Annotated in this window: 16 protein-coding genes, 8 tRNA genes and 2 rRNA genes; 2 read left to right on the top strand and 24 right to left on the bottom strand. The window is 32.6% G+C overall.

What is annotated here, in order from left to right; genetic code table 4:
- Positions 1-6: 6 nt before the first annotated feature.
- The 14 genes from AC1RP9_RS01350 to AC1RP9_RS01285 all read right to left on the bottom strand — a co-directional run bounded on the left by AC1RP9_RS01350 (position 7) and on the right by AC1RP9_RS01285 (position 11,601).
- Positions 7-801 carry a signal peptidase II gene (locus AC1RP9_RS01350; protein ID WP_481822592.1) on the bottom strand — a complete coding sequence of 265 codons (795 nt, stop codon included), beginning with the start codon at positions 799-801 and terminating at the stop codon, positions 7-9.
- Positions 791-3,472 (bottom strand): isoleucine--tRNA ligase, encoded by a 2,682-nt coding sequence (gene ileS, locus AC1RP9_RS01345; protein WP_481822591.1) that lies wholly within the window; start codon positions 3,470-3,472, stop codon positions 791-793. Before ileS ends, AC1RP9_RS01350 begins: the two co-directional genes overlap by 11 nt.
- 1 nt (position 3,473) lies before the next feature.
- Positions 3,474-3,968: a hypothetical protein gene (locus AC1RP9_RS01340; protein WP_481822590.1), complete on the bottom strand. Its 495-nt coding sequence runs from the start codon at positions 3,966-3,968 to the stop codon at positions 3,474-3,476.
- A gap of 159 nt (positions 3,969-4,127) precedes the next feature.
- Positions 4,128-4,203: transfer RNA gene (locus AC1RP9_RS01335), tRNA-Phe, on the bottom strand.
- Between the two features lie 5 nt (positions 4,204-4,208).
- Positions 4,209-4,284 (bottom strand) — tRNA-Asp (locus AC1RP9_RS01330).
- Between the two features lie 4 nt (positions 4,285-4,288).
- A tRNA-Met gene (locus tag AC1RP9_RS01325) sits at positions 4,289-4,364 on the bottom strand.
- A gap of 25 nt (positions 4,365-4,389) precedes the next feature.
- Positions 4,390-4,482, bottom strand: a tRNA-Ser gene (locus tag AC1RP9_RS01320).
- Between the two features lie 3 nt (positions 4,483-4,485).
- Positions 4,486-4,561, bottom strand: a tRNA-Ile gene (locus AC1RP9_RS01315).
- A 20-nt stretch (positions 4,562-4,581) separates the two neighbouring features.
- Positions 4,582-4,658: transfer RNA gene (locus AC1RP9_RS01310), tRNA-Met, on the bottom strand.
- A gap of 5 nt (positions 4,659-4,663) precedes the next feature.
- Positions 4,664-4,740, bottom strand: a tRNA-Ala gene (locus AC1RP9_RS01305).
- A gap of 5 nt (positions 4,741-4,745) precedes the next feature.
- Positions 4,746-4,822 (bottom strand) — tRNA-Pro (locus AC1RP9_RS01300).
- A 1,149-nt stretch (positions 4,823-5,971) separates the two neighbouring features.
- Positions 5,972-8,874, bottom strand: a 23S ribosomal RNA gene (locus tag AC1RP9_RS01295).
- A 285-nt stretch (positions 8,875-9,159) separates the two neighbouring features.
- Positions 9,160-10,668: ribosomal RNA gene (locus AC1RP9_RS01290) — 16S ribosomal RNA — on the bottom strand.
- Together the 16S and 23S rRNA genes form the textbook arrangement of a ribosomal RNA operon.
- 126 nt (positions 10,669-10,794) lie before the next feature.
- Positions 10,795-11,601: a TIGR00282 family metallophosphoesterase gene (locus AC1RP9_RS01285; protein WP_481822589.1), complete on the bottom strand. Its 807-nt coding sequence runs from the start codon at positions 11,599-11,601 to the stop codon at positions 10,795-10,797.
- Positions 11,602-11,829: 228 nt separating this feature from the next.
- Between AC1RP9_RS01285 and AC1RP9_RS01280 the strand changes: the two genes are divergently transcribed.
- The gene (locus AC1RP9_RS01280; RefSeq protein ID WP_481822588.1) at positions 11,830-11,970 is read left to right on the top strand and encodes a hypothetical protein; all 141 of its coding nucleotides are present in this window, start codon (positions 11,830-11,832) and stop codon (positions 11,968-11,970) included.
- A gap of 26 nt (positions 11,971-11,996) precedes the next feature.
- Complete coding sequence (locus AC1RP9_RS01275) at positions 11,997-12,680, top strand: hypothetical protein (protein ID WP_481822587.1); 684 nt, start codon at positions 11,997-11,999, stop codon at positions 12,678-12,680.
- Positions 12,681-12,865: 185 nt separating this feature from the next.
- On the opposite strand, the gene AC1RP9_RS01270 is transcribed toward AC1RP9_RS01275, so the two are convergent.
- From AC1RP9_RS01270 to AC1RP9_RS01225, 10 genes are all read right to left on the bottom strand, one after another.
- Complete coding sequence (locus AC1RP9_RS01270; RefSeq protein WP_481822586.1) at positions 12,866-13,843, bottom strand: transglutaminase-like domain-containing protein; 978 nt, start codon at positions 13,841-13,843, stop codon at positions 12,866-12,868.
- A 596-nt stretch (positions 13,844-14,439) separates the two neighbouring features.
- Positions 14,440-14,982 carry a hypothetical protein gene (locus AC1RP9_RS01265; RefSeq protein WP_481822585.1) on the bottom strand — a complete coding sequence of 181 codons (543 nt, stop codon included), beginning with the start codon at positions 14,980-14,982 and terminating at the stop codon, positions 14,440-14,442.
- Between the two features lie 118 nt (positions 14,983-15,100).
- On the bottom strand, positions 15,101-16,843 hold the full coding sequence (locus tag AC1RP9_RS01260) for a hypothetical protein (protein ID WP_481822584.1): 1,743 nt from the start codon (positions 16,841-16,843) through the stop codon (positions 15,101-15,103).
- 3 nt (positions 16,844-16,846) lie between these two features.
- Entirely contained in the window at positions 16,847-17,119 is a 273-nt protein-coding gene (locus AC1RP9_RS01255; RefSeq protein ID WP_481822583.1) for a hypothetical protein, read from the bottom strand.
- Positions 17,120-17,121: 2 nt separating this feature from the next.
- A complete protein-coding gene (locus tag AC1RP9_RS01250; RefSeq protein WP_481822582.1) occupies positions 17,122-18,150 on the bottom strand; it encodes a carbohydrate ABC transporter permease in 1,029 nt (342 codons plus the stop codon).
- On the bottom strand, positions 18,125-19,144 hold the full coding sequence (locus AC1RP9_RS01245; RefSeq protein ID WP_481822581.1) for a carbohydrate ABC transporter permease: 1,020 nt from the start codon (positions 19,142-19,144) through the stop codon (positions 18,125-18,127). Before AC1RP9_RS01245 ends, AC1RP9_RS01250 begins: the two co-directional genes overlap by 26 nt.
- Positions 19,131-21,218, bottom strand: a complete 2,088-nt coding sequence (locus AC1RP9_RS01240) for an ATP-binding cassette domain-containing protein (protein ID WP_481822580.1) — start codon at positions 21,216-21,218, stop codon at positions 19,131-19,133. Before AC1RP9_RS01240 ends, AC1RP9_RS01245 begins: the two co-directional genes overlap by 14 nt.
- Before the next feature lie 26 nt (positions 21,219-21,244).
- On the bottom strand, positions 21,245-22,660 hold the full coding sequence (locus AC1RP9_RS01235) for a thermonuclease family protein (RefSeq protein ID WP_481822579.1): 1,416 nt from the start codon (positions 22,658-22,660) through the stop codon (positions 21,245-21,247).
- Between the two features lie 73 nt (positions 22,661-22,733).
- Complete coding sequence (locus AC1RP9_RS01230; RefSeq protein WP_481822578.1) at positions 22,734-25,070, bottom strand: P68 family surface lipoprotein; 2,337 nt, start codon at positions 25,068-25,070, stop codon at positions 22,734-22,736.
- Between the two features lie 262 nt (positions 25,071-25,332).
- Complete coding sequence (locus AC1RP9_RS01225; protein WP_481822577.1) at positions 25,333-25,614, bottom strand: antibiotic biosynthesis monooxygenase; 282 nt, start codon at positions 25,612-25,614, stop codon at positions 25,333-25,335.
- Positions 25,615-25,746: the final 132 nt, after the last annotated feature.

The raw sequence follows: 25,746 nt of genomic DNA, 5'->3' as shown, positions 1-25,746 counted from the left end.
ATATTTTTATTTTAAAGTGTGTTTGTGTCGAGAAATTTTGGTTTTTCGACGTGAGATTAAAAGTTTTTTGTTCCGACGGGTCGGTAAAATATGTTTGTTGGTTAAAAGATTTAATTCTTTTTGAGTTGCACTAATTTGAACAATCAATTTATTTTCTTCAAGTTCTTCTTCTTTTTCTTGTTTACTTTCTTTAACAAGATCAACAATAAAGCTAATGATTAGATACGCAATTAAAATAATCATTCCTAAAATAATGCATACATCAGCAAAATTAAAGGTACCTTTATCAAAAAAAGGAAAGTAAAAAATATCTTTCACATGATCAAGAAAAATATAACGATCAAGGGCATTACCAAATGCACCTGAAGCAATAATTGCTAAACAAGTAAAGAGCATTTTATGCTTTTTGTTTGTAAACAAAGGTAAATGTAATCCTAAAAGAAAGATAAGAACACTAATAATTTGAATAAGAGTAAAATTAGGATTTTTTACTAGAGTTACCCCATGGTGCCATACGCTTCGAAATCCAATTATTTTTCAATTAGTTCATAAACTTGGTTCGGATGGATAAATATCTTCAGGTCTTCCTATTTTACCATTAGGTAATATAAATTCTCCATTGCTATTTATAGCGTATACATTCCCGTGTTTGAAAATAAAAGTTTTGGTCAGTTGATCAATTAATAATAAAACAGTAAAAACACTCACAAAAAGAATAAAGTTATATAAAATAACTTTGCGATTGATTTTAATGTTCTTAATCCATTTAATCATTAATTGGTATGGAATTTTATAATTCATTTGCAGTTCCTAAGCTATTGATTGTTTTTGCACAACTAATGCAAATATCACCTTGCATTTGATTAGTATAAAAGTGATTTCAACATCTTAAACACTTATTTGAATCAAATTTTTCCACACTGAGTTTAGAACCGTATTGAACATCTCCTACTTGCATGAGCATTTTTAAATCAAGATTTTTAATAAATTCGCTCACATTTTCTGGAAGAATTAGTTTTAATTCATTTGAACGCTTTACTACTTGGTTTTGAATTGCTTGTTCAATGAGAATGTTAACTTGATCTTTGAGAGGGAAGAATTCATTTTTAAATAATTCAAGAATCTTAGTGTTAATGTTTTCTTGTTTAGTGAAAAAGCTTTCAAAAAAGACTGATTCGTGTTTGTTTTCTTTTTCAAAAAAATCATACGCTTCTTCAGCGGTAGTTGGAAGAATTGGAGCTAAAGATGTGATTAGAAATTCATTAATCAAGTATAAATTATGTAACACCATGGCTCTTTGAGGGTCATTAAGTGATTTTACATATAAAATATCTTTAATAATTGATAAATAAAAGGCTGATAATTCAACTACATAATGATTAATTAACTTAATCACATTGATAAATTTATAGTCATCATATGCTTTGATTACTTTATTTTTAATTTTTTTCAATTGTTCATTAATGTAGAGATGAATTCCTTGGAGCTCAATCTTTCCTTGGAATTTGTATCCTTGTAAATTAGCAAGCATAAAACGAATAGTATTGCGTAATTTACGATAAATTTCGCTGTTTTGATTAAGAATATCTTTTGAAATTGAAACATCATTTGAATATTCGCTATTAGCAACTCATAAACGCAAAATGTCTGCACCTGATTGAGCAACTACATCCATTGGAGAGATGGTATTGCCCTTAGATTTAGACATTTTATCACCCTTAGCATCAAGAACAAATCCGTGTGAAATTAAGTTTTTATATGGGGTTTTCCCATTTCAAGCAACTGCGTTAATAATTGATGAATTAAATCATCCACGATATTGATCACTTCCTTCTAAATACACATCATATGGAGTGGTTTGATTATCAATATTTACTGCAAGTGAAGAAACACCTGAATCAAACCACACGTCCATAATATCCATTTCGCGAGTAAAGTTTTTACCTTTGTATTGTTCTGGTAAAAGCTCTTCGGTTATTCAATTAAATCACACATCAGTTCCGTGTTGTTTAACTAAATTAATAACATGATCGAATAATTGTTCGTCTAAAACAGGATTTTTGTCTGCATCATAGAAAATAATAATTGGCACACCCCATGAGCGTTGACGTGAAATAGTTCAATCTGAACGGTTCTCAATCATTGAAAGTAATCGTTTTTTACCTCAATCTGGATATGAAGTAATTTGAGTGTTAATTTGTTCAATGATTTGATTTTTGATTTTATCAATTGAAACAAACCATTGTGGAGTACCACGGAAAATAATTGGTTTGTGAGTACGCCAATCATGCGGATATGAGTGTTTCATGCGAGCAAATGCAAGCATTTTATCACCTAAAAATTCTGAAATTGACTTATTAGCATCATGATAGAACATTCCGTCAAATTGAGTGTTTGTGTTTTCAATGTGACCATCATCAGAAATGTGCATAATCATATTGAGATTATGTTTTTTACCAATTAAAAAGTCATCTTCACCAAATAAAGGAGCAATGTGAACTAAGCCAGTTCCTGCATCTGTAACCACGTGGTGTCCCAATACAAGGGGAGCAATATTATCTAAAATTGGTGTTTTATATTGCACATTGCTAATATCTTTTCCTAAGAATGAGTTAATTACCTGGTAATTTTCCCAATTAAGAACTTGAACAACTTTTTCAAGCAATTCACTAGCAATAATATAATTATTATTTTTCACAGAAACTTTAACATATTCAATATTTTCTCCCAGTGCAACAGCAGCATTAGCAATTAAAGTTCAAGGAGTAGTAGTTCAAATAATGACATAATCTCCAGGATTAATGATTTCAAAATCAGAGTGAACAATTTCAAAAGCCACATAAATTGAAGGTGATACCACATCTTGGTATTCAACTTCAGCTTCAGCAAGAGCACTTTGTGATGAAGGTGACCAATACACTGGTTTAAGTCCTTTATACACTAACCCGTCCATGACCATTTTTTTGAATAATTCTAATTGTTTAGCTTCATATTCTTTATCTAAAGTGATATAAATGTTTTCTAAATCACTTAGTAAAGATAATTGTTTAAATTGCTCTTTTTGAATTTGAACTTGTTCTAAAGCATATTGAGTTGCTTTAGCACGTAATTGCGAGACTGATAATTCGTGTTGGTTTAAATTAGCTTCATTAAGCATTCTGTGCTCAATTGGTAATCCGTGAGTATCCCATCCAGCAATAAATGGTGAATAAAATCCACTCATAGTTTTATAACGAACAATAATATCTTTTAAAATTTTGTTGAGAGCATGACCTAAATGTAAATTTCCATTTGCGTATGGGGGCCCATCATGTAAGATAAATGTTTGATTTGCTTTATTACGTTGTAAGAGCTTTTGATAAATTTGCTTATCAATCCACATTTGACGATATTTAGGTTCTTTAATAGTTAAATTTGCTCTCATTTCGAAAGCAGTTTTAGGCATATTTAAAGTTTGTTTATAATCGATCATTTTATGCTCCTGTTTGTCCATTATATTTGTTTAAACACTCTTGATTTGAAATGTGAATTTGATCGGTTCGAATATAATGTTTATGATTAATTGGGATAGGTTTAAAACCACTAATGTTAAAGGTTTTTGGATAACTAATAATATTAGGTAATTCATCAATAGTTCAACGAGTTTTAATCTCAGCACTATCACTCGCTACGTTTTGAAAAACGCTAATTACTTCTGAACGATAAGTATAACCATTACTCTTAAATGAGTTTCCTTGAATAAAACGCATGCAATCAAGTGCTTCGGCAGTGTAATTGTTTAAATCTTTATCCTTATCAGGAATATAAATAATAGGTCTTATTTGATAATAAGGAGTTTGAGCTAGAGTACTAGCAATTTGCTCTTGAATTTGAAATTGTTGACTTTGAGTACACGAAATTAAAAAAAACGAAGAAGCAGGAATTATCGCACTATTAAAGAATAATAGCTTTTTAAATAATCGTTTCACTGCTCCCTCCTTAAGTACTAAATTTAATTTAAATTATACCAAAAAAGCAAAAATGATATACACTCGTTAAATTAGTTTTATGTTAACTATTTGCATGAATAGAAAAATCCTCTTTTTTAATTACTAAATCAATTAGCAAGTAAAAAAGAGGATTTTAAATGGTGGCCCCGGCAGGAATCGAACCAGCGACACACAGAGCTTCAATCTGTTGCTCTACCAACTGAGCTACAGGGCCATAAATGGCGGTCCAGACGGGGATCGAACCCGCGTTCTCCTCCGTGACAGGGAGGCGTATTAACCACTTTACCACTGGACCATAATGGTTGCGGAGACAGGATTCGAACCTATGACCTTCGGGTTATGAGCCCGACGAGCTACCAACTGCTCCACTCCGCGATATTAAATTTAAACAAAGAACAAATGGCGGGTGATGAGGGATTCGAACCCCCGCGGGCCGTGAAGCCCCTGCTAGTTTTCAAGACTAGTCCCTTCAGCCAGACTTGGGTAATCACCCACATGGTGGACCCAACAGGACTCGAACCTGTAACCGACCGGTTATGAGCCGGTTGCTCTAACCATTGAGCTATAGGTCCAAAATACAGCGTTGGTTTTTTGGTAGCACCGATGAGAGTCGAACTCATGACCTTCCGGGTATGAACCGGATGCTCTAACCAACTGAGCTACAGTGCCATAAATGGTGGAGAGTATGGGATTCGAACCCACCACCTCCTGCGTGCAAGGCAGGCGCTCTAGCCAAATGAGCTAACCCCCCATAAATGGTGAAGAAGACAGGATTTGAACCTGCGACCACTACGTCCCAAACGTAGCGCTCTGCCAAGCTGAGCTACTTCTCCACTTATCACTTTAATAAGTGCATATTTATTATATCTAAAAATATTATTTTGTAAAACATTTTTATTAAAAATATTTTAGCTCGTTTGCTTGTCTTTTAATTATAGCATAAACATTTTAACTTAGAAAATTTTTATTAATGTTCTAAATACTTATTATGTTGTAAAAAAGTTATAAACTGACATTTTTAGGGGTAAAAAGCATAAAAAAATGCGTCCTATGACGCGTATGCTCTCTCAAAACTGAATAGTAATTTGGCATAATAACTTATTAAAATGACTTTGAATTCATCTTAACTTTTAAACCGATCAATTTATTAGTAATGGTCAGCTGAATGTATTACTACACTTACACTTCCATCCTATCAACCTCATAGTCTATAAGGAATTTCAAGGGAATACTTATCTTTGAGGAGGCTTCCCACTTAGATGCTTTCAGCGGTTATCCTTTCCGTACTTAGCTACCCAGCTATGCTTTTGGCAAAACAACTGGAACACCAGCGGTACGTCCACTCCGGTCCTCTCGTACTAAGAGCAGCTCTCATCAATATTCCAACGCCCACATCAGATAGGGACCGAACTGTCTCACGACGTTCTGAACCCAGCTCGCGTACCGCTTTAATTGGCGAACAGCCAAACCCTTGGAACCGACTCCAGCTCCAGGATGCGATGAGCCGACATCGAGGTGCCAAACCTTGCCGTCGATGTGATCTCTTGGGCAAGATAAGCCTGTTATCCCCAGGGTAACTTTTATCCGTTGAGCGACTGCCGTTCCATGACGTACAGCCGGATCACTAAGTCCTGCTTTCGCACCTGCTCGACTTGTAGGTCTCGCAGTCAAGCACACTTTTACCTTTGCGCTCTACATATGGTTTCTGACCATATTGAGTGTACCTTTGAACGCCTCCGTTACCTTTTAGGAGGCGACCGCCCCAGTCAAACTACCCACCACGCACTGTCCCCCTACTGGATTACAGTAGCAGGTTAGAAACTCAACATACCAAGGGTGGTATTTCAAGGATGACTCCATTAAAACTAGCGTTTTAATCTCACAAAAGCATAAAAAATGCGTCCTATGACGCGTATGCTCTCTCAAAACTGAATAGTAATTTGGCGATAATAACTTATTAAAATGACTTTGAATTCATCTTAACTTTTAAACCGATCAATTTATTAGTAATGGTCAGCTGAATGTATTACTACACTTACACTTCCATCCTATCAACCTCATAGTCTATAAGGAATTTCAAGGGAATACTTATCTTTGAGGAGGCTTCCACTTAGATGCTTTCAGCGGTTATCCTTTCCGTACTTAGCTACCCAGCTATGCTTTTAAGAAACAACTGGAACACCAGCGGTACGTCCACTCCGGTCCTCTCGTACTAAGAGCAGATCTCATCAATATCCCAACGCCCACATCAGATAGGGACCGAACTGTCTCACGACGTTCTGAACCCAGCTCGCGTACCGCTTTAATTGGCGAACAGTACCAAACCCTTGGAACCGACTCCAGCTCCAGGATGCGATGAGTCGACATCGAGGTCGCCAAACCTCGCTGTCGATGCGATCTCTTAAGCAAGATAGTCCTGTTATCCCCAGGGTAACTTTTATCCGTTGAGCGACCGCTAGTTCCATGACGTACAGTATGGATCACTAAGTCCTGCTTTCGCACCTGCTCGACTTGTAGGTCTCGCAGTCAAGCACACTTTTACCTTTGCGCTCTACATATGGTTTCTGACCATATTGAGTGTACCTTTGAACGCCTCCAGTTACCTTTTAGGAGGCTGACCGCCCCAGTCAAACTACTCCACCACGCACTGTCCCCCTACTGGATTACAGTAGCAGGTTAGAAACTCAACATACCAAGGGTGGTATTTCAAGGATGACTCCATTAAAACTAGCGTTTTAATCTCACAGTCTCCCACCTATCCTACACATGTTAGGTACAAGTTTCAATACGAAGTTGTAGTAAAGCTCCATGGGGTCTTTTCGTCTTGATGCGGGTATCCAGCGTTTTCACTGGAACCATAATTTCACCGAGTCTAGTGTTGAGACAGTTGAGAGATCATTGCGCCTTTCGTGCAGGTCAGTATTTAAGTAGACAAGGAATTTCGCTACCTTAGGACTAGTTATAGTCATACTAGCTGTTCACCCGGACTTCACTTCAACGCTTTGCATTAAGCTAACGCATCCGCTTAACCTTCAAGACTGGACAGAGCTTCACCCCTATACTTCACCTTGCGGTTTAGCAGAGAGCTGTGTTTTTGATAAACAGTCGCCCTCACAATTTACTGTGCAGTTTATTAAATATAAGCACCCTTCTCATGAACTTACGGGGTTATTTTGCAGAGTTCCTTAACACTAGTTTTCTCGCTCGCCTTAGAATACTCATCTTGGGAACGTGTGTCCGTTCTCGGTACAGGTATCTGCAACTTTATAACGCTTAGAAGCTTTTCTAGGAAGCATGAAATCACACAATTAAACTCTTTTACGAGTTCATGCATTACTCCTTTTGGTTATAGAACACGCATTTAACTATGTTCACCAATTAAAGCTTACCCCAAATCCATTAATGGGTAGTGCTATCCTTCTCCGTCACTCCATCACTTGTTGCAGAAAGTACAGGAATATTAACCTGTTGTCCATCAGATACGCTTTTCACCTCTCCTTAGGTCCTGACTAACCCTGGGTGGACGAACCTCGCTCAGGAAACCTCTCCCAATAGGCGTCGTAGATTCTCACTACAGAATCGTTACTCATACCTAGCATTCTCACTTCTAAACGCTCCACCAGTGCTCACGCTCTGACTTCACTGCGTTTAGAACGCTCCTCTAACGTACATAAATGTACCCGTGAGCTTCGGTATTGTGTTTACTCCCGTTACATTATTGACGCAGGGTCTCTTGACTAGTGAGCTATTACGCACTCTTTAAAGGATTACTGCTTCTAGCTCAACCTCCTAGTTGTTTATGAAACCCCACAACCTTTCTGACTTAACACAATTTTGGGATCTAACTGACGATCTGGGTTGTTACCCTCGCGAGCTCGGGACGTTAGCACCCCGGTTCCGACTGCATGATAATACACAATGGTATTCGGAGTTTGATTATAGTCAGTACCGCTAGGCGCGGTACTATTCCATATTCAGTGCTCTACCACCAAAGTTTAACATCACACGCTAACTCTAAAGCTATTTCGAGGAGAACCAGCTATCTCCAAGTTCGATTGGAATTTCTCCGCTATTCACAAGTCATCCAGGCGCTTTTCAGCGTACTACGGTCTCGACCCTCCACTTGGGATTACCAAGCTTCCAGTCTGCTCATGAATCGATCGCCTGGTTTCGGGTATATGTCATCATACTAATGCGCCCTATTCAGACTCGATTTCTCTACTGACCCGCTTTTGTCCACTTAACCTCGCATGATAACATAACTCGCCATCCATACTGCAAGATGTACGCCATCACCCATTAACGGGCTCTGACTAATTGTAAGTAAGTGGTTTCAGAATCTCTTTCACTCCCCTCCCGGGGTTCTTTTCACCTTTCCCTCACGGTACTAGTTCGCTATCGGTGTCTGGTTAGTATTTAATCTTACCGGATGATCCTACTAATTCAGACAGGGTTTCACGCTCCCACCCTACTCAGGATGCTATCAGAAGATTTTGTCATTTCGCATACGGGAGTTTCACCCTCTGTGCTTTAGTTTCCCAACTAATTTTGCTATGACAAAATTTTGTAACTTCATGTAGATAGTCCTACAACCCCAACATATGTTGGTTTGAGAACTTTCCATTTTCGCTCATCACTACTAGTGGAATCATTATTTATTTTCTTTTCCTGTTGCTACTAAGATGTTTCAGTTCACAACGTCTCTCGTCAAAAGCAACTATATATTCATTGCTTAGCAATTAGACTTTACTCTAATTAGGTTTCCCCATTCGGACATCCCCGTATCGTAGCGTATATCCAGCTCCACGAGGCTTTCGCAGGTAATCACGTCCTTCATCGACTTCCAGACCCAAAGCATCCACCACAAACTCTTACTTATTTAAAAGTTATGTATTTTCCTATTGTTGATGTATTCAAAGACATTTTAATAAATTATTATTGCTAATAATTCTCAACTCGGTATCACAAAACAAATTGACTAAAAAATGTTTTTTTGATGTCGTTGTTATATTAATTAATATCTTTACTATTCAGTTTTCAAAGAACATATGAGAGTAAGCTCTCTCAAAACTAGATATATCATTGGACTATTGACAATGTACATAACGGTATTTAAAATAGTCTTATTCAGGTAAATAATTCTTCAACGAATTATCTTTGTACTCCGTAGAAAGGAGGCGATCCATCCCCACGTTCTCGTAGGGATACCTTGTTACGACTTAACCCCAGTCACCAGTCCTGCTTGTAGGCGGTTGTCTCCGTAGTTAACAAAACCGACTTCAGGCATTACCAGCTCCCGTGGTTTGACGGGCGGTGTGTACAAGACCCGAGAACGTATTCACCGTAGCGTAGCTGATCCATGATTACTAGCGATTCCGACTTCATGAAGTCGAGTTGCAGACTTCAATCCGAACTGAGAATAGTTTTTTGAGATTTGCTCCATGTCGCCATCTTGCTTCTCTTTGTACTATCCATTGTAGCACGTGTGTTGCTTACACTCGTAAGAGGCGTGATGATTTGACGTCATCCCCACCTTCCTCCCAGTTACCTGGGCAGTCTCCTTAGATCATGTAACTAAGAATAAGGGTTGCGCTCGTTGCAGGACTTAACCGAACATCTCACGACACGAGCTGACGACAACCATGCACCATCTGTCATTTTGTTAACCTCAACTATATCTCTATAGCGTTGCAAAAGATGTCAAGAGTGGGTAAGGTTCTACGCGTATCTTCAAATTAAACCACATGCTCCACCGCTTGTGCGGATCCCCGTCAATTCCTTTAAGTTTCACTCTTGCGAGCATACTACTCAGGCGGATGATTTAATGCGTTAGCTGCGCTAATGGTGTCCATCAGCTAATCATCATCGTTTACGGCGTGGACTACCAGGGTATCTAATCCTGTTTGCTCCCCACGCTTTCGTCTCTCAGTGTCAGTATATTCCCAGTTAATTGCCTTCGCCATATTGGTGTTCTTCCTTATATCTACGCATTCCACCGCTTCACAAGGAATTCCATTAACCTCTAAATAACTCTAGTCTATCAGTATCCAACGCGATTTGGGGTTGAGCCCCAAGTTTTGACGCCAGACTTAATAAACAACCTACAGACGCTTTACGCCCAATAATTCCGGATAACGCTTGCAACCTATGTATTACCGCGGCTGCTGGCACATAGTTAGCCGTTGCTTTCTGACAAGGTACCGTCAAGATAATAGCATTTCCTCTATTATTTTTTCTTCCCTTATAACAGCAGTTTACAACCCGAAGGCCTTCATCCTGCACGCTGTGTCGCTCCATCAAGCTTTCGCTCATTGTGGAAAATTCCCTACTGCTGCCTCCCGTAGGAGTCTGGGCCGTATCTCAGTCCCAGTGTGGCGGTTCAGTCTCTCAACCCCGCTAAACATCATCGCCTTGGTAAGCTTTTACCTTACCAACTAGCTAATGTTCCGCACCCCGATCCTTTAGTGAAGCATTCGCTCCTTTGATATTACTAACATGCGTTAATAATAAGTATCCGGCATTAGCGCTAATTTCTCAGCGTTATTCCAATCTAAAGGGCACGTTAAGTACGTGTTACTCACCCATTCGCCGCTAAGTTTATAAATAAACTCCGCTCGACATGCATGTATTAGGCACACAGCCAGCGTTCATCCTGAGCCAGGATCAAACTCTCGAAAAAATTGACTGTCATGTATTGTTATATATCTAGTTTTCAAAGAACTTTTTTGCTATTGTAGCTTTTTAATTATACATATAAAAAATTTTTACAAAAACATTTTTTTGAAAAAATGGATAAAAAAATTAGCTAAGCTAATACATTTCTCAAATTGATAGTTTTAATCTTATTTTTTTGTTTATTAGTGTTTAAAGTTAAAAGAACAGCATTGAGTTGGGTTGGGTTGGGACTTACCTCAAACCGTTGTTTTGAATTAAAGCGCATCTTATTATATACTTGCTCATAATTAGCTCCAATGGCACTATCTTGCGGTCCACACATTCCTACATCAGTGATAAATAGCGTTCCTTTAGGTAATTTTCTAGCATCGCTAGTTTGCACATGGGTATGGGTTCCACAAATTGCATGCGCAATTCCATCTGCATATAATCCAAAGACATTCTTCTCGCTGGTAGTTTCACCATGAAAATCAACAAAGATATAATCATATTCATGCTTTTGAATTTCAGCATCAAAAGCATCAAAAAAATTATTAGCGGTTTCTTGTTTTCAAGGTGCATACAAGGGATTAAATGTAATTCCCATCAGTGAAATAATTAAAAGTTTTTTGTTTTTAATCTTAAAAACTTTTGCTCCAACACCAGGGTATCCTTGATTAATATTCAAGGGTCGAATAATATCACTGTGTTCAATAAAAGAAAAAATTTCTTCATTAGCTCAAACATGATTTCCCATGGTAATTGCATTAACTCCAAGTTCTTTGAGTTTTTGATAATCGTTTAAATTCAGGCCCTTGCGACCTGAAACATTTTCTCCTTGTGCGATAATAAAATCAGGTTGATATTGTTCTTTTAATTCTGGTAATGTTGCCTGAAGAGTATTGATTCCTGGTTGTCCAAAAACATCACCGAAAAATAGTATTTTAAGCTCTGCCATAGTTATTTTAATTATAAAACATAAACTAGTAAATGAATTAAGTAAGCTTAAATTAAGAGGACAAAATTTAAAAAATATAAAGCAAAATGAGACTAATACGTTAATTTTCTCTTTTTTGATTTTTTAAAAAAGTTTTTATTAAATTAATATGAAAATAATTGTTTAAAATTTAAATATATAAGGTTTTAAGCTTTAATATTAATTAAAAACTAATGTAAAAGGAGTTTTATGAACAACAAGAATAAAAAAGCTAATTATATAACTTATGAAATGTTTTTAGAAAATGCAAAAAGACAAAATGAAGCATTTGAAAAACATCCAGCTAAAGAAGTTTATGCTCAGGTGATTAAAAACCTTGGGAAAATGTAATTATAAATTCATATCTTTTTTAAAATATGCACAAACAACCTATTAAATGAAAAAACTTAGTTGTTTATTTAAACGAAAAATCATTGAATGCTCAAAAAGAATTGTATTTATCAAATAATTTTCAAACAAATAAAATTAGGTTTTTCAAGCAATCTGGAGGTAATAAAATTTATTATTCTTTAAGCGGTTATAATAACGCTTTAATCGAAATGTCTTTTGGGTACTTAGACGAGGAAACATTTGACAAATTATTAGAATATACAATTATAAACGCATTTGAATTTGCGAGTCAATTATCTGATGAACCGTTTGATAAATTATCAATGAATAAATTTTTAACTTCTGTTCTAGGAGCATATAATGCTTATGTTTCCTATGTACAACAAGATCAAACTAAACAAAATACTATCGATTTATTAGTATACATTATCTGAACCTTAGTTCAAAAACATGAATTAAGAAACGGTAACAAAAGAGCTATTTTCTCTTTTACTGTTTATTTTTTAAGATTCTTTTGTGGTCTTTACTTAAAATGAACGGATGATAAATATTTAGATCAATCAGGTCTTGAAATCAAAAAATATTTTAACGAAAATTACTCACTAACAATCGCTAAATGAGTAGAACAAAACAAAGAAGTCGATTTAAAAGATAAAATTAAGGAATTTATAATTAACAATAGCATAATTTCAATTAATCAATCAAAATAACGAAATTTTAATTTTCTTAAAAAAGAGCGGAAAATAATTTTCCGCTCTTTTTGTTTTAAAAGGAAAATACTTAGAAAACATCAGGCTTTTATTTAATAAAAAATTAAATACTCTTAAAGTTGGGTGATTAAACTAACTTTAAGAGTATTTATAAATGTTAAGTTAGTTTAGTTTTTGCTTGCGAACTAAAGACTATCAGGTAAATCTTGATATTCATATTCTTTGGGATTTTGATAAAGCATTATCGTTGTTTCATAAGAGTCTATATCAAGTTTATATTGATTCATTCACTCAGAACTACGTTCTAAAAATAAATCAGTGTCATCATTGAGTTCGTATGTGTTGTGATAGGTCTCTATTTTATCTCAATTGGTTAAATCGATTATTTTTCATCTACCATCGATAAACACTTCATTTCAAGCATGTCCACCATCTGCAACTGTTGACAAGGGATCTCCAAAATATCCTCCGGTCATAATTCTGACCGGAATATTTAAAATGGTAAGTGCAGCGGCCACATTCATTGAATATCCAACACATTGAATTTCTGGGTCATTAGTGAAAATTTGAGCAGGATTATAAAATCCATACCCATTGTAGTTAAATCGCTTTTTCATTGGAGATAAATAGGTTGTATTTGTAGCAATATAATAAGCTATTGCCTTAATCTTAGTTTTAGTATCTCAATTTTTATTAATGATATTAGGTAAAACTTCTTTTCAATGATTAAATCATTTTTTGTATTCTGGAATTGGATTAATTCAAACATCTTTGTCAAGATCTTTTGCTTCTTGATCGGTTAATCGAAACGAAAAATCTACTTTCAAATCTTGTTCTTGTACTCTTTCGTGCTTTGGGTTAATTAATTCAGTATCTATTAATCGATATAATCCATCAGAAAATAAATTAGGTTTTTTTCACAATAAATTATTGTAAGGAACTTTATTTTCTACAAAATCTGGTTCTTTTCTATATTTAACAAATTTTTCATAATCAATCCCTTTCATTGAAACAAATTCTGAATATTCTTTATTCCCTATTTGAATAAATGTATAATCGTCTTTATTGGTAAAGTTATATTTTGATTTTATCTGATTAAGATGTGCAGGTATTTCTTCTTTTTGCTTTTGGTATTCTTTGTAATTTTCAGAATTATAAAGCATGTCAAAATTATCAGCAAATTTTTTGGATTGCTTATAATCAACATTTTCAGGGTGTTTTAAATCAATTCGTAAAGCTCCTTTATATCTTTCTGGTTGAAAATTGATTTGTCTTTTGATATATTCAATCAGAATTGGATCATCTTTAAAATCTGGATTTATTTGTAAAGCTTGAATATCTTGATCTTGAATTTTAGTGATTTTATCTTTGTCTTTGACAAAAATTCAATTTCAACGATGGTAGTATTTAATTCAATTAAGAATAAATTCATTATCAAGAAAAGTAAAAGTATATCCACCACTATAGTACTTGCTTGGATCTAAGGAAAAATTGTTATTTTCATCAATTCCTCATTGAAATTTAACAATGTCATGATAATGATTTTGATAATAAGATAAGAGTTTTTTTAATCTTACAAGGGGTTGCAGATAGTATGGATGTTTTTCATATAAATTAATTAGTTGTTTGAGTTTATAAATGTAAAAATCATTTTTTATGTCTTCATACCCATATACAGTTGAAATTTTTTTAGATATATTTCTAAAGGCCTTTATTCATTCTTGCTTATCTTGATTGCTAGAAACTAATTCATTTGGTTTTAAAAACTCTTCTTTAAAAACTCTTCTTTAAAAACTCTGTAATGTTCTAAGAAATCATCTGGATTTATGTTTTTTAATAAGGTTCAATCACCATCTAACTTTGCTCGCTTTATAAAGCTAACAAATTTGTTTATTGATTCAAAAAATTCTTGTGATAAAGGAATGGTTTTAGCATCTAAGCTTATTTTATCTAATTTAGTTTTTCACTTTTTTAACTGATTTATTTGAGTTTGATTTAAACGCGGTGAAATTCATTCTATGTTTCTTGTTGGTCTAGCTATTCTAGGTTTTTCTGGGATTGAAATAATTGGTGCATTGTCGCTCTTTTCCTTTGGAATTTCAAGAACTGGTTGATTTGGTTTATTTTTTGGATCTTTTGGTTGGTTTTCTTGAGAGAATATTGGATTTGGGTCTAATGGGGTGGGTTTTTCAGAAATAGGAATATTATCACTGATTTGAATTGAATTTGTTACATTGCAAGCTATTAAACTGATTGGTAAAAAAGAACTAAAAACAAGTAGCATTTTCTTAATCTTAAGCATAATCTTAAAATTATTATAACTCAAGGTTAAGCTGAAATGTCAAACTTTTAAATCTTTATATTATCGAGTAAGATTATTTAAATAAAAAACCAAATTCGTTGAATTTGGTTTAATCATATTATTTAACATGTGCAACTTGCACAAATTCTGGGTCAATAGTATAACCACTTGGTAATTGAGTGTATAATTCATTCTCTGGAACGTAGCTAAATGGCGAATCTTTTTGATATGATAAATACCCTTTGTAAAGATCAACCATGTATCATTGATTAGTTTTTTTATCAAAAAATTCTAATCAATAAGTTACACGTGGTTCAGTATCGTTAGGGTATTGGTGAGTACCCTTGATAATTTGAACTTTATAGGTTCCTAGAGTGAACAAAAAGTAAGCATAAAGCTCTACAAAGTGATGAATATTGGTTCGAGCAGTTTCAGTTCCATTTGAAAGAATATCTCTTGCTTTTTGAATATCATCAAGAAAAGGTTTTTTTAACTCTTCAACTCTAGCTTGGTCTTGAGCAATTTGTGATTGTGGGGCATTTTGTTCTTGAGCGAGTTTAAGATTCTTATAAGCAGTTAAAAAATTATCTAATTTACTTTGCAATTCAATGGCTTCATTTGAAAATTTATTATATAAAGTTCTTAAAGTGGGTATAACAGATGGGTCTTTATTTGTTTCAATGTTATTCTTAGTGTCTTTGACTTTACGTAAAATATCATCAAGTGAACTATAATTAATCAACTCTAAATGCGAATCAAAGAATTTATCTGGGTCTGCGAAAAATTCTTTTCTTAATTTTTCAGCTTGAGGAGTTAAAGCATTAATATTTGATTGATCTGAAAATAATTTAAAACTATCTGATTTTTCACCATCAGTAGGATTTGTTCCTTCTAGTAAAAATGTAGGTTCAAATCCAATTCCCATACCATACGATGCTTTATCATCAATCGTAAAATGTTGTTCTTTCATGTATTCAAACACTTTTAAATATGCTCCAATTGAATCTTGCAACTCTACAGCATTAAAATTAGGTTTAATTATTTTAGCAACATCAAGAAAGCGATTATACGGAATTGAATTGTACGGAATTTTATTTTTGTTATACAAAAATGAAATGTTAACTATTTCATTTAATTTATTTCGTTCAACTTTAAACATTGACTCAGAATCATTAGATGGAATTTTTTTATTTTCTAAATATACTGAATAAAATGGAGTATCTTTTAAATAATTTTCTACAACCTCTCTAACTTTTGCTTCAGTAGCAATTTTATTTTCATCCCGAACATCAAAAAAAGCAAAATCTTTTATTGATGTATATTTATCATAAATTTCTTTTTCTTCATCACTATATTTACCTTTATTTTTATCAAGGCTATAATTAATCAATAATAGATCTTTTAAACTTTTAGCTCCTGAAGTTTGTTGATATTTATCTAATAATTGGGTTAATTCATCAAATTCTTGATTAAAGAATTGTAAAATTTGAGGTTTGGTAATTTGTTTTATTGCTTGTGGATTTTTTTCAAAATGATTATCACTCACTATAACTGCGTTTTTAATAGTTTTTTGCAATTCTTCGTTACTAATAGTATAAGTACCTTCAAAGAGGTAATTAACATCTTTTAAGAATAAAAACAAATTGGGTTTATTAAATAAATCATTTTCAAATTTAATTAACGAGTTGTTTCCATATTTAGAAGCAATACGTGGTTTTTTAAGAAAAGGATTATTGTAGGCATATGACTTTGCAAAAATAACAGTTGGGTGCGATTCATAAAGACACGAAACCGTGCTAATTGAGGCAACACTAACACTAAACGCTGCAATTAGGGTTTTAAAAATATTTTTCTTTTTCATACTTTAAAACATTTCTGAATATTTTCATGATCTAATTCCAGCATACGAAATGATTGAACCAATCACAAAAATAATACAAAAGAATGACAACCCCCCTATTGAGTAAGCTATAACCAGATTGTATGTTGATAAAATCGATAAATCTAATTTAACTTTGGCTGTAGCATTTAAAGTAGCTTGACTAAAATTAATCACATATGAAAGCACACATATCATGATTAAAGAAAATATTGACAAAATTGTTCAAATAATAACTTTTCGCTTGTAATTTTTCATACTTATCCTTTAATTGTTGATCCTTGTCTTGACACAGCTCTCATAATTCATTTTTTAGCAAATAAGTAAACTATGAACATTGGTAAAATAGCTATTAAGCTAGCAGCTAATTTAACATTAATTGAGACATGTGGTTGAGCAACATTAGTGTCTTCAGGATCTAATCCAGCTTTAAATAATCACACTGAAATAACCTCATAACTAGTACCATCAATATTAGAAATAATTAATGGTCATAAATATGCATTTCACGAAGCTAAAGCAGTAAGAATGATAACGGTAATTGTGGTTGGTAATACCATTGGAAGAGCAATTTTAAAAAAGTATTTAACTCCTGAAGAACCATCAATGAGCGAAACTTCTTTAATTCTACCCGGAATTGCTTCAAAGGCATTTTTATACATAACAGTATTAAAAACACTAGCAGCAAAAGGAGCAGCAACTCCAATGACAAACAAGAAGAAGTTTTTAAATAAACCTGTTTTTAAAATAACATAGTATTGCCCTGAAAGAAGTGCAACTTCGGGTAGGACAAGAAGTGCAAGTGCAACAAATCAAAGCACTCCCTTTCCTTTTCAATTTCTAATTGAAAAGGCATATCCCATTAATGATGTGACAAATATTTTTAAAAAGACTGAAACAAGCACATTGGCTGTAGTAAGAATGAAAGCACTTCAGTACCCACTACTTAATGCTCTATTATAAGTATTTTTAGCAATGTCAGCTCAATCCTTAATTTCAATCCCATGACTAGGAATATAAGTTGAACCTTTCGAAAACGAAGGAATTAAGGTAAACGAAATTTGAAGTGAGTCTGCTTCTGAATCGTTCATAAACGAAACTAAAATCATAAACACAAACGGGAAAATAATTAAAACCCCAAAAAAACAAAGAACAAGTAATTTAGCAATACTAGATAAAATTACTGCATAAAGATTTTTTTCACGAACTTGAGAAGAAACTCGTTCTTGGTTTTTACTAAGTTTCTTATTAATAAAATATTGTTTAGCTCTTAGTCTTAACTCAAACATTTCTTTCTCCTAAGTTATTTAATGTAACTTGTGTTAATAAGAAACCACCACGAATAATTGATGAAAACGTTACACCAATAATAAACAATGCAATACTTGCAGCTCCGGATAATTGTGTTTCTCCTAATTTAGTGAGTAGGTACACAAACAACAAGATTGAAGCTCCACCGTTATTAAAGGCTTGATTTGCGTTATTATCAAATAATGCTAATGGAAACACTTTTAATCCACCAATAATTCCTAAAGTCACAATAAAATTGATAGTTCCACGAATTGAAGGAAGAGTAATTGCAAAGAACTGTTTAACTTCTGAACAGCCATCAATTGAAGCTGAACGGTATAAGTTTTTATCTACCGAAAGCATAGCGGTAGTATAAATAAGGATATTAAAAGCTAATCCATTTCAAATTCCATTTATCATAATAGCAATTAAAGCTTCAAATCCCCCTTGTTCACCCGATTCAAGTCAAGGAGTTTTGATCCCTAAAATTGAGTTTAACATCCCGTTTGGACTAAAGAATTGAATGAACATAAGCGAAATGGCTACACCATTAGTGACATATGGCATAAAGAAGATTGTTTGTCAAAATCCGCGTGCGTATTTGCGATATAGTTTAGCAATAATCGATGAAATTACCAGTGAAATTACCATAATTATCGGAAGAGTAAAAATACCGTAAATAAAGGAGTTTCTAACTCCAATAGCAAACCGAGAATCGGTTAAAATAGTTGCATAATTTTGAAAAGTAAAATTACCATCTTTATCAGTTAGTGAATTATAAATATTTAGTCCCATTGGAATGATAGTGAAACCTAAAAGAAGAATAATTCCAGGTGATAAAAGTAATAAAGGAACAGCTATATTAGTTTTTTTGTCTAAAATCGAATAAGATAAAGTTCCCTTGAGCAAAGACATTTTCTTTAATACCCATTTATAAGAAAATGGTACTTTTTGGGCTATTTTAGACAATGACTGAGGATTAATTAAACTCATATTCTATTCTCTCCTCAGTTAATGCATCAAAAATATGCAGTTTTTTTAGTGGAATATCAAAGTAAATTGAATCACCGATCTGATAATTGTCATTATTATCAATTAAAAAGTTAATTTGTCCAATATTTTCAATCTCAATAACTAATTTACTTTCTTTCCCAAAGTTTTCTTTAACTAAAACAGTTCCAGTAAAATCATATTTGTCTTTTTTAGTTTTAATGACAAAGTCTTCTGAACGAACACCAACATTTAATAAAGCTTGATCTTTGTTTGCTATTTTAACGCCTTTAATATGTTTTGAAGCAACATAAAGTTTTCCGTCTTTATATTCTGAGGGGAAAAGTCCCATTTCAGGCATTCCTAAGAAGCGTGCTACAAATTGGTTTTTTGGTTTATTATAAAGTTCCATTGGTGAACCTAATTGTTGCACTTTAGCTGTCGACATGCACACTATAATATCTGAAATTGACATAGCTTCTTCTTGGTCGTGTGTCACAAATACAGTCGTAATTCCAAGTGATTGTTGAATTTGTCTAATTCATTGACGAGTCGAGATTCTCAACTTAGCATCAAGGTTTGAAAGCGGTTCGTCCATAAGGAGAATTTGTGGTTTTTTAACAATTGCTCGAGCAATTGACACCCTTTGTTGTTGCCCTCCTGAAAGACGGGTTGGTTTTTTCTGGAGAATTTTAACAATCTCAACCCGATTAGCCACTTCCATAACTTCATTATGAATTGCTTTACGTAAAGGAATATCATTTTTAGCCAACTCTTTAACTTGTTCACGTTCAGTTTCAGATAAAATGCTTTTGCCTAAAGCTTTTTCTTCTTTGAGTTTTTCTTTATAAGAATACTTAGTTTCAATTTGATTGATTAAATTAATGAAACGCTTTTGAGCATAATATCTAAGATTTTTATTTAAATCGACTAATTTTAGGTATTCTTGATCTTCTTTAAGTGCATTTTTAAAAGCACTCTTTGCTTCTCTGTTGGCTATATCTGTTTCTTGTTTGAGAATTTTATATTTTTCAAGAATTTTCTTTGATTTAACTTCGTAATTATATCTAGAGATTAGATTCTGAATTTTTTCTTCTAATTTAATAATTGAAATTCGATGTTGTAATGTGACTTTACTTAAATCTTCAATTAAAAGTTTTGTCTTAGCTTCTAGCAGTTGAGCTTCTAGCTCTTTTGCTTTGTCTTCATCTAAGTTTTTTTGAAATTTTAAAAGAGATTGATCAAAACTTTCTACAACTTGAGAAGGAACTAATTCTGATTCAATTAGTTCATTATTAGCAAGTGCATATTTATATTGCTCTTTAATTTCTCTAATTTTATTTTTAGTATCATTGCGAATATCTTCATGAATTTTTAACACATTCTTTGATAATAAAGATAATTCAGAGATTTCGTGAACACGAACAACTTTATACTCAGTATTAGCTTTTTCGTATTCAGCAACTAATTGAGCATATTTTTCATCTAATTTTGTAGTAGCAACTTTTTGAGCAATTCTTCAATCAAGGTATGCATCTTGAAGTTGTGCAATTTCCTGTTCACTTGCTCCTAAAGCTTTTAGATAAATGCAACGAATGTCGTTTCGAGCTTTCATCCGTTTCATAAATGTTTTATATTGTCATTCGGTATCGTTTTTAAGCGGAAAGGCAATATTCGCATATACACTCATATGCGGATAAAGAGCATAGTTTTGAAACACAAAACCAATTTTCCTCTTTTGTGGAGTAAAATCGGTAACATCTTTACCACGGAAGAGAATTTTTCCTGATGTAGCAGTTAAAAGACCCGCAATAGCATTTAAAGTTGTTGTCTTACCACTTCCACTTGGTCCTAAAAGGGTTACTAATTTACCTTCTGGAATTTTGAATGAAACATTATCTACAGCTAATGTTTCACCAAAATCAATATTAAGATTTTTAAGCTCAATTGCTGGAATTTTCTCTTGATTTGTTTTTGAATATTGCTGCTTATATTCATCCAGTACTTGTTGATAATCTTGCGAATCTTTAACTGTTAAAAGACCGATATAGTCTTTAATTCTATTTATAATTTTCATATTCTATTTAATTTTAGTTCCTTATTTTACTGGTGTTTTTCTAAGAAATCTACAACTCTACCAGATGGAGAATCTGGTTCGGTTTTTGATCAAAAAGGTCTTCATTTTCCGTTTGTTTTAATTCTATAGACAAAGTTTTGGACATCATTTGGGGAGTTAAAGAACTCAAAAAATCCTTTTTTATCATCAATAGCTTGATTGAAATACTTATAAATTGATGGGAATAATAAATTTGCATAAGTATTTGTCTCGTTGATATTATTTTTTCATTCATCAGTATTTACATATGGTAATGTATATCCTTGAGCTACAATTGATAAGTTGTATGAGTATTCATAATTGTCACCAAAAAACACATCACCTAAGACTCTATCAAAAGCATCTATACCACCATAAAATGCTAATCTTACCTTATCACCAACTTTAGCTCCACTTTTTAATTCAGTGTTATTTAATTTATTAGCAAACTGAGTTGAAATCTCTGCAAATGCTTTTTCAAATGGTGAAGCGATTGTTTTTCCTTGGTCAAGTGCCTTTTCAGGTGTATCAATTCCCGAAAGTCTAATTTTTACTTTTTTTCCAACTTTAATTCCTAAATTGTTGTCTTTATCATCAGTAACTTCAATAGTCAAAGTGTCTCCATCAGCTACAGAAACAATTTTTCCATCAAAATAATTATTTTTAATTCCTGGAGCTTCTCAATTAATATTAACTTTAGGTAATTCATCTAAGTTAATATTTAAATTTTTGTATACATCTCCTAATTTTTTGGTTAATTGTGTTTGGAATTGATGAGGAACTGTAATTGACATATCCTGAATTTCTTTATCATCCACAAATAAAGAATATTGCAAATTAACTTCAATTGGAATTTCAGTATCTTGTTGAAGTTGAGATACTAATTTATCCGACTCTGTTTCTGTTTTACTTTTTTCAACGTATTCTTTTTTATTAATTGAATAAGAGAAATTTTTAAATTTTCATGTTGCAGTTTTTCCTAAAAATTGTTCATCTAAAGATGGAATTAAATTATTAAATTGGTCACTATTCAATGAAAAATTTTTCAATGCTGTTTTAACACTTAAGTTTGGTGATAATTTATTTTTACTTCTTTTTTTAAAATCATCTGTATACTGTTCAAACGCTTCTTGTCATGCTCTAATGTATTCTTCTCTTCTTTGGTTTTGTTGATTCGCAGGACCTTGTTTTATATATTGATTAATTTTTTGTTTATCATAATCAAAATAATATAGCGAACCATTAGGTAAAAGAGAATAATCAAATTTAACATCTTGTTTACTATCTTGGAAACTTGGTAAATCTACTGGTTTAGTGTCTTGTGTACTATTTAATGAGTTTGAGCACGAAATTAGCATAGAAACTGGTAATGATGTACCTAAAAAACAAAGCCAAGAACGAGATAATTTTTTCAAAATTTTCATAATTTTTCCTATTTTACAAAAAATAAAATTTATCTAAGTAAATTTTATTTTTTGTTGAATTTAACCCAATATATTAATTTTGTTTAGGGAAATTGATTTTTGCGATAAAGTTACTGTAATCAAGTGCTGTACTATTGTTGTTGTTAGCTGCTTTTTGAATCGAAGCAAAGGCAGCGTTAACGCTATCTCTGAACGCTTGACCTCTAGATGAAGCTGGTTCTTCATAAACCTTAAAGTCTTTTGAAGTTGATGCTTCTTTGTATAATCCAGCAGCCATTTCAAGGAATTTATTTTCACCAGCAAATAATTGATCAGCATTGCTCAAATCTTTAGTTGCTGTTAAATATGAGGCTTTTTTATCAAACACTTCAATAGGAGTGCCATTGATTACTTCCTTTTTACCATTAGGATCATAGGTGAAGTTGTATTTTTTGCTTGTAGTTAATCATTTAACAAATGCTTTGGTAGCACGATCTCCACTACGGTTTGTGTGTATTCCCATAAGAAAAGGTCCTTGTCCAAAAACGATTTTGTATTTATTTTCTTTTTTTCATTTTAACGGTTCTCTTAAAGTGATTAATTCAGTTTTGTTTAATTGATCTTGTTGACCTTCTTTAGTAAATCCTATTTTATTAAGTATGTCCTTTAATATATTATCTTTGTATGTTACTTTTACAGATTCTTTATTGTTTTTATCTGTGACTTTTTGTATATTAGCTCCACCTTTAATATAAAGTAACAAGAATTTTGGAGCTTTATCTTTATCTAAAAGTGCGGTTCGAGCAATTCCGGCATAAGCTTTTTCAGTTTTTGCTTTTTCTATGATACTTTTGAATTCGCTATTATCCTTATTATAGTTGCTAATTTTAACAAGCAAATCACCTTCTTGTCAATTAGAAATTGCATTATTAAAATCTGTTAAATCTTGTTCAGTATCAAGAATTAAATTATATTTTTCATCACCAGGTTCGGATTTTTTAGTTTCTTTGTTAAATGCTTTAGGTTGATAGTTTGGTTTGTAAATTAAATTGTTAAATTTACCAAATTTTACTAATTTATCTCCATTTGAATTGCTTTCTTTTGAATTTATAGAAATAATATCTCCATTATTAGTCGAATCATCTACAACCCTTAATGTTCCACCGTTAATAAAAGCTGAGACACCATCTCTAACATAGTTATGTTCAAAACCTGAAGTTGAACCAGTTGAAAATGCTACATTGTGTTGAATTTGTTGATCAGATGGATATTGTCCGTCAGGTCATATTTTAACTGCACCAGTTTTTACTGCATCTACAAGTTCATTGTAAATTCCGTTAAACTTTGCATTAGCTGGTCCATTACCTTGTAATCCAGTAAATCTAGTCTTAATTACTCCACCTACTCTTGTTGAATACGAAATTGAATCTTCATCTTTTGCACCAACTTCTGAATAAACTGTTTCTTGCATAAAAGAAACAGGATCTGTCATACCAAAAACGTGTGGTGATGCATCAACAGCTTTACCATTGTTATATGATTTTTCAAATAATTTTTGAGCTTCTTTAGCAAAATTTAAAAGATCTTTATAGTTTTCAAATGTTGCTTTTGAGATTTCTAGATTGGTAATAGCAACTCCAGTTCTTGGACTTCCTCATTTTTTAATAACACCTGGTTTGTCGCCTTCACCTTTTGTTTTTAATTCAGCAATAAAGTCTTTTGTTGCTTGATCAGTTGCAAGTTTAGCTCCTGCTTTAACCATTTCATCAATTAAATAATTAAGTACAGGTGCATTTACTGCAAAAGCATGTGTACTTTTAGCGAATGGAATCACGTATGTTGATTGATTTTTAACGTTTTCAATTTGATCATTTGATTTTGAGAAAAGATCTGAGAATTGAGAAATATCAGTATTGTATTCTGGGAGTTCATCATTAAAACTTAAAAGCATATTATATTGAGCTAAAAGTGAAGCAATAGGGGGATAATTAAAAATTAAATTATAAAGATTTTCATTTTTAGTGTTAAGATCAATAAGTAATTTATCATCAGCTGCCGAATATCCAGAACCTAATGATTGGATTTCTACTTCTTTAGCATCTTTAGCAACATCAGCAGATTTATTTTTTACTAAATCATTGTATACATTAATAATTGCTTCAAGCGCCTTTTTTTGTGGTCTACCATCAGATCAAGTAATACCAATTTTAATTTTGTCTGATTCCTTTGCATCAAAACGTTTACTATTGTTATCTGGGTTGGCTCCTAATTTTGAATTAACTTGTCTTTCAGTAAGATTTGATGAAAATTCATTACCAGAACCTCCTTCATTAGATGATGGTGTTGTTGAACATCCTGCTGAGAGCATAAAACTTGAACTAGCAAGAACTGATGAAGCTCCTAAAATAAGTTTTTTAAATTTTGAAGTCATTAAATTTCTCCTTGTCTTGTGAATTTGTGTCTTTTGTATTTATGTTTTTTCTAGTCTATTTTTTATATACTCATTATATCAATAAGAATTTTTTTAAAATCTAAATTGTGGATTTTATTTTCCATTATTTCCATATCTTTTCCACAAATTTATAAGTACCAAATTTTAGAACGTGCTTAAGTGCTTTTAAAAAGTAAACTAACACAATAAAATAATAAAAATAGCTAGCAAAATGATTCACCCTGAAAGTGATGCTAGCTATTTATGATACTGTGTCAACTTGGTAAAGAACAACAACATCTTTTGACATTTTTTCTAAGGTTGAAAGTTCTTTTGAATACTCTTGAGTTTTAATGTGATTCTGGTATTCTAAAAAACTAGTTCATCTTTCGAATAGAACAATATCCTTGCCATTAAAACCATATTCAAATGATAAATTATTTGATAACATACGGGTCTTCTTGGTTAAAATGTAAATATAATCAATAAAACCCTTAAGTTTTTCCTCTTTAACTTGATAAAGAGTTGCTTTAGCAAAGATCATTTAATGCTCCTTTGTTTAGATGTTACTCATAAAAATATTTGTAGCAATTCAATGCCACTTTTATTTTATCAAAATTTAAATTTAAATTTGACTATTTTTAAATAAAAAAGCTTTTGGTAAATAAGCATTTTT

It is taken from the genome of Mycoplasma sp. 3686h, from assembly GCF_056781225.1.
Note: the sequence above shows the minus strand (reverse complement) of the source record. Positions and strands in the feature narration are given on the sequence as shown.